Annotated in this window: 8 protein-coding genes and 2 pseudogenes; 3 read left to right on the forward strand and 7 right to left on the reverse strand. The window is 66.3% G+C overall.

What is annotated here, in order from left to right; all coding sequences use genetic code 11:
• The 3 genes from RMO85_RS17670 to RMO85_RS17680 form a co-directional block, all read right to left on the reverse strand.
• Positions 1-396, reverse strand: a 396-nt coding sequence (locus RMO85_RS17670; protein WP_310530031.1) for a hypothetical protein, incomplete at its 3' end; no start/stop codon positions are given.
• Between the two features lie 167 nt (positions 397-563).
• On the reverse strand, positions 564-1,016 hold the full coding sequence (locus RMO85_RS17675; RefSeq protein ID WP_310530032.1) for a hypothetical protein: 453 nt from the start codon (positions 1,014-1,016) through the stop codon (positions 564-566).
• A gap of 368 nt (positions 1,017-1,384) precedes the next feature.
• A complete protein-coding gene (locus RMO85_RS17680; protein ID WP_310530033.1) occupies positions 1,385-1,744 on the reverse strand; it encodes a helix-turn-helix transcriptional regulator in 360 nt (119 codons plus the stop codon).
• A 102-nt stretch (positions 1,745-1,846) separates the two neighbouring features.
• Between RMO85_RS17680 and RMO85_RS17685 the strand changes: the two genes are divergently transcribed.
• On the forward strand, positions 1,847-2,182 hold the full coding sequence (locus tag RMO85_RS17685; RefSeq protein WP_310530034.1) for a hypothetical protein: 336 nt from the start codon (positions 1,847-1,849) through the stop codon (positions 2,180-2,182).
• On the opposite strand, the gene RMO85_RS17690 is transcribed toward RMO85_RS17685, so the two are convergent.
• The 4 genes and pseudogenes from RMO85_RS17690 to RMO85_RS17705 form a co-directional block, all read right to left on the reverse strand.
• A complete protein-coding gene (locus tag RMO85_RS17690) occupies positions 2,118-2,705 on the reverse strand; it encodes a BBE domain-containing protein (protein WP_310530035.1) in 588 nt (195 codons plus the stop codon). The genes RMO85_RS17685 and RMO85_RS17690 overlap by 65 nt on opposite strands.
• 142 nt (positions 2,706-2,847) lie before the next feature.
• Positions 2,848-3,400: pseudogene (locus tag RMO85_RS17695) on the reverse strand (IS1380 family transposase); the annotation flags it as partial.
• Positions 3,401-3,709: 309 nt separating this feature from the next.
• On the reverse strand, positions 3,710-4,393 hold the full coding sequence (locus RMO85_RS17700) for a DUF4396 domain-containing protein (protein ID WP_310530036.1): 684 nt from the start codon (positions 4,391-4,393) through the stop codon (positions 3,710-3,712).
• A 210-nt stretch (positions 4,394-4,603) separates the two neighbouring features.
• Complete coding sequence (locus tag RMO85_RS17705) at positions 4,604-4,990, reverse strand: hypothetical protein (protein WP_310530037.1); 387 nt, start codon at positions 4,988-4,990, stop codon at positions 4,604-4,606.
• Positions 4,991-5,250: 260 nt separating this feature from the next.
• Here RMO85_RS17705 and RMO85_RS17710 point away from each other — a divergent pair, with 260 nt between their 5' ends.
• On the forward strand, positions 5,251-5,631 hold the full coding sequence (locus RMO85_RS17710) for a metalloregulator ArsR/SmtB family transcription factor (protein ID WP_310530038.1): 381 nt from the start codon (positions 5,251-5,253) through the stop codon (positions 5,629-5,631).
• Positions 5,631-5,893: pseudogene (locus tag RMO85_RS17715) on the forward strand (cation transporter); the annotation flags it as partial. The gene RMO85_RS17710 and the pseudogene RMO85_RS17715, both read left to right, overlap by 1 nt.

The following is a 5,893-nucleotide window of genomic DNA, read 5'->3' on the forward strand; positions in this document are numbered from 1 at the left end:
CGATGGCGGCACCAGCAGTCCGGACAGGAGCGGAACGACGAGGAAGACCGCGACCGCGAGCTCGGTGTCGAGGGCCGTGAAGTCGATGCCGTCGCTTCTGATGGTGACGGCGCCTCCGAGGAGCATGGCCGTGATGGCGACGGTCGCCACACGGCACCATGGGGGACCGATCAGGAACGGCGCGACCGCTATGTAGGCCGCTGTGCCGAGGACGCCGAGTCCGACGCCGAGCACCAGGAGGGCATAGGTGCCTGAGAGCGTGACCTGACCGATTAGAAAGCCGTCGTCGGAGGTCAGTCCGAGCGCGGACTCCTGCGCTACCCGGAGCAGCAGCATCCCCCCTCTGAGGAGTACGCCGATGCACATGCCAGTGATGACCCCACCGAGGGCGATCACGCGTGCGGTCGCCCACAGTTCCTGTGCGTAGGTCGGGGATCCGGCAGGGCGCCCGGGGACGGATGGGACGACTGTGTCCCGAGATGACCTCCCCGGTCGGGCCCCAGAACCCGACCAGCGCGGACGGGCTCGCAGCCGCCGAGAGACAGTCCGCGCGGGAGTCTCCATCACGGCAGTGCGGCCGCCGCGATAGGCCGGCGCGCGGTCAGGACCAGCACCAGCAGAGCGCCCGCGGCGAGGGCCATCCACACGAGGCTGAACCCGAGCGCGAACGGAGCAACCATCGCCCCAGCCAGGACGACCATGGTCACCAGGGCGACGTTGCGGCCTGTCCCTCCACCGGGTGCGAGGTGGCCCAGCTCGGCGATGGAACCAATCACCACGAGGGTGGCGGCCGCGAGCAATTCGGGCGTCCACCAGGCAATGAAGGCTGGAATGGCGCCGATGATCACGAGCATGGCGCAGGCTCGAGGACGCCGTGACCGCAAGGCCGATCCGACCACGAGCGAGGCGGCTGCCGGCAGCACCAAGAGCAGCTGGTCGGCATATGGTCGACCGGGCTCGTTCCAGATCGCATGGGCGATGAGCAGGTAGGCCAGCGCGATCGGCAGCGCCCCCATTGCCCACCACCACCGGAGTGCGAGCCGGGTGAGTTCGTGCGCCAGGTCAGCTGGTCGAGGAGACGGCCGACCGCATGCTGCCGCGCGTTGAACGTGAACCCACGAGATGTCGGCGGCCGTCCCGCCCACCGTCCTCCCGAAAATGGAGAGCCCTACCCACCTGCCTGGTGGGTTCTCCTGTGTCGCGGAGGACTGTTGCTCCCACACGTCGGAGGTAATCTCGCCTCGTCGGCGCTCGGCCGCTTCCGAGTTCACCAGGCCCGAGTAGAAGCCGACCCATCGCAGGGACTGTCGTGCCGCGAATCGCGCGGTCCCGGTCGACCGAGCGGCTTGCTCGGGAGTCGACCACTGCCGGGGGAGATCGACATTCACGACAGGCCCCATGCTGCTCGCCCGACCACCCGCGGGTCGACGGTGGTTCCTCGCTGAGAGGTCAGGGCCGACTCGGCGGCACCTGTGGCTTCGTAGAGCCGTCGTCGTGGACGACCCTGCGCCGCGGCCACCGAGGCGTCCTCCCAGTCGCTGCTGAGTAGACCGGCTGCCTCGAGGCGGCCCAGCGCCTTGTAGAGCGTGCCGTGGGCGGTGAGACGTCGGGCCCCGGACTCGGTGGCGAGCAACTTGGCGATCTGGTAGCCGTGGAAGCGCCCATCGCCGCTCCCACGCAGGTCCATAGCCGCGGTGAGGATGTCGACTTCCAAGGCAAGCAGCTGGCCCGGTTTGCGTCGCATGTCATGGACTATAGGAAGGTATCTTCCTATAGTCCATGACATGAGCTCTCCCAGCGCCACTCACTCGGCTCGGGCAGGGCGGACCCTGACAAGGGACGCGGCATGACTCCCCGACTCGTTCGCCGCCTGACGCTGGCTCTGGCCGTTGTCTACGCCGCATTGGGCACGCTCGAAGTAGTGCTGAAAGTCGCGGAAGGATCCGCAGTGGCCACAATCGGCTTCTTTGGCGGCACGCTTTTGAGCGGTGCCGGGCTGATCCTCTGCGGCCTGTTTGCGCACGTGTCGGACACTATTCGCCGAGTGCTGGCCATCCTCGGAGCGGCGGTCGGGCTGCTGGCGAGTGCCTGGACGCTCGTGGTGCCCATTCTTGCCATCACGGTGATGGGCGGGAATGTGGTCCGGCCGGCGGTACCGCGCACGGAGGCCGATCAACCGTGACGAACCATCGAATCGAAATCGGACCCTTGGCCAGGCTCATGCGCTGCAGCACCTGACGGCAGGCGACCAACTCCACAAAGTTCAGGGGAGCCCTAAGGACGCGCTGACGCGCCGGCAGCGAGCAGCCCCATTTCAGCGCCGAAGTCGACGTGCCACGCTTGGTCCGTGCTCGCGGGTCTACTCCGCCGGAGCGATGTTTCTGGTTGAGGTGGAAGAGGTTGGTCGGGTCGTAGGCCTTCTTCACGGCGGTGAGGCGCTCGTAGATGGTGCCGTAGTTCGCTCGGATGCGGCTCTGGTCGTCCTCGGCCATGAAGTTGATGTAGCCGCCGTCGCTGGTGTGGGGCTCGAGCGCAGCGTGGTACTCACGCACCCACTTGATGTTGGCGTCGTTGTCTGCAGGGTCGAGCCACATGCCGGCGATCACGGGGGCGAAGTTGGCGTCCCGGTAGGCGAACGCGGTCGCCTCAGACGCCACGTCGTGCACGGCGCCGTCGATCGGGTAAAGGTGCATCGTCGACTCCATGGCCGGCACCTGGGGGCCGTACTCGAGGTGGGCTGCGAGACAGAGCCCCGTCGGTGAGCTCCGGTTGGAAGGCGGCCTTCCAGTAGTGCTAGAGGCCTGCTGGCAAAGGGCCGTGGAGGTCCAGGCGTCGTCACCGATCGTGGCGATGCTGGCTTTGACTCGCGTCAGCGACGAGGCGTTTCGCGCCCCGCGGCGATCCGCACGATCCCTTCCGGAGTCGCTGGGCAACGATCACGGGCGCAGAGGTCTTCGTACTCGCGGTGGCGAGCAGGGCGTTGAGTCCACGGACGCCGGAGTAGCCGTAGCCAGAGCCCTGTTTGGCGTAGCCGCGGACCTCGATGATGGTGTCGTCGATATCGATCCTCACCCGCCCAACAGGGTCGGCCGTGGTGAGCAGCGGGGACATGTCGGCCAGCCGGCCCAAGAACCGCGATGCGACCGCGTCGAGCTGGCGGACGTGGCCGAAGCTGAACGAGCGCAGGAACGAACCTAGCGTCGAGGGCGCGTAGGCGTTGGCGAAGACCCGGCCCATCCCACCGTGGCGCAACAGCACACATGTCATCGATGCTGTCCGCGCAGGCGACCATTCCCGCCACCAGCGATGCGACCTTCAACCCGGCGTTCGCACCCTTGTCGGTCGGCACCGTCAGGTGCTTGGCGGCGAGCTCGTGGAGTCCCGAGGACCGGGCCAGCATCAGGACCAGCCCGGCCGACGACACGAGATTCGGATCATCGAACACCGCAGAGGTCGCGGCCGACGTGTGGCAAAGTTGCTTCTACGAGATGCCCTTCGTGTTGGTGACAATCGTTCCCTAGACAAGATCGATTTTCCCAGCACGTAAGGGCATTCTCACTTCACGACGCGCTCACCCGCCCAAGCTCATCGGCGGATCGAGGCTCAAGGCGTGGACAAGGAGACTCCTGAAGCCGGTTGTCCGGTGTGCTGCCGCGCGCATGGGCGTAGCGGCAGACACCGGGACCGTGATGTTCGGTTCGTGCGTTGGTCAGGCCGGGACGACGGACCGGTTGCGGTTCAGGAGCCACTTGACCGCCGGGTAGCCGGTCAGCAGACCGGCGATCACACCAATCTGCATGAGGAGCCAGAAGGTGCTGTCAGTGACCGCTGGCATCGCGTTGTTGAAGTGCAGCAGGAGCATCCAGCCGACCATGCCGATGTCGAATGCGACGACGGTGATGACGGCAGCAACAATCGCTGCCCCAACGGACAACCCACGGGCGTGACCGGTGCGGGGTCCCGTGCTGGCGACACGCTCGTAGACCGCCACCATGACGACGACGAGCACCGCAATGAGGATGATCATGGGCCACATCGCCAGACCAGCGATGGTCCAGCCGACAGCGACCACGAACGGCACCGCGATGAGGTGTGCGACAGCGGATGCGCCGCCCCCGGGAAGCAACGCAACCGCCGCGTCGGCGGGCTTCCTAGCAGTGCCATCGACTGGAGCCGAATCGGTGCTAGTGCGTCCTCGGCTCAGGTAGAAGGCGATGGCGAAGGGACCGAGGTAAAGCCCGGAAGCAATCCACACCAGTTCAGTGGCGACGCTGTTGTGGCGGCGGCGACCCAGGTAGATGTCGGCGGCGATGAAGGCGGCGCTCAGAACCGAGAGCGTCAGAAAGGTCCAGGCGACTGGGGTGAGCCAGGACGGGATGGGGGATTCGGACATGTCCATTGGGTGTGTTCCTTTGTGCGAGAAGTTGGTCCGGTCGCGTACCCGGTGCGCGTGGGCCGCAGCGGAATCCGCTGCGAACAAGGCGCGTGGGGAGGAACCGGTTGCGGTCTGTGACCGGCGCTCAGGATGGCGCTAGTCGGCGGCGTGGCTTGCTAGGCGCACGCAGCGAGGAGTCGGCTCAGAGATGACACTCTGAGCGGCCTGTCAGACCCTTAACACGCACAAGGAGGACAGGGACGGCACAGTCCATGGTGTTAGTTCCCACCGTCGTCTGCGGACGAAGAACAAAGGACCGATACGAGCGAGCAGACCCAGGAACGTGTCGCGTCGCGAGGCCAGGAACAACGCCAACAAAGCGGTGACTGCCAGCCCGGCAGCAACGGTGCATTCGCCGCTAATGTCGGCGACGCAGGGGCTTTCGCACATCGACGCTAAGGTCAGTCCGCCATCACCGCCAAGCTCCAGTGTGATCACGGCGGCGACTGGAGCGACAGCCGCAGCGACAGCCGCGTCGCCCATGTCGTTCATACCCGAGACGCCCGACTGGCTGACCATGCCGGTCATGCCGGTCATGCCGGTCATGCCGGTCATGCCGGTCATGGTGGTCAGCGGGGTGGTTGATGCCGCGACCCCAAGGACTGCGCACATCAGGATTATCGCCAAGACGACTGCGGCGCACAGGGGGCGCGCCGAGGCGCTAACGACCCTGGTGGCGCCGGACATGAACATGAGCGGGATCATATCTGAGACCTAGTTGAACCTTGTTCTTCTCGGCGTTCTTCTCGGCACTGTCGGTGGCACCGACTGTCACGACTTGACGAGCACAGGCACCCAGGCCTTAGCATCGCTATATGACGATGACAAAGATAAAGGGCGTTGAACCCGCAGCAGAGGTCACCGATGGGCTGACTGCTGCTGCCTGCCTGTTCCACGGTTTCGCCGACCCGTCCCGCATCGCCCTGCTGCGCCACCTCGCGCTCGGCGAACACCGCGTCGTGGACCTGACCGCGCATCTGGGCCTGGCTCAGTCGACCGTGTCGAAGCACCTGATGTGTCTGCGGGACTGCGGGCTGGTCACCGCACGCCCGCAGGGTCGGGCAACCGTCTACTCGCTGAACCACGCCGACGCGCTCATGGACCTGTGGACAGCAGCCGAACGGCTCCTCGAGGCCACCGGCGACGCCGTGACGCTGTGCCCCAACTACGGCACCGACACCCTCAAGGACGCCTGATGGTCACTCACGTCCGAGCGCCCGTCGCCCTGACCCCCACCGACAGGGCACGGCTCGGGAGGCGGGCCCAGCTGCTGGCCGGAACGTCGGTGGCCTACAACGCCGTCGAAGCCGTCATCGCCATCACCGCCGGATTCGTCGCCGGGTCGGTTGCGCTGGTCGGGTTCGGGCTCGACTCCATCGTCGAGGTGTCGTCGGGGCTCATCATCGTGTGGCAGTTCCGGCACACGATGCCCGAGACGCGCGAGAAGCAGGCGTTGCG

This window comes from Nocardioides sp., assembly GCF_031422975.1.
GTDB lineage: Bacteria > Actinomycetota > Actinomycetes > Propionibacteriales > Nocardioidaceae > Nocardioides.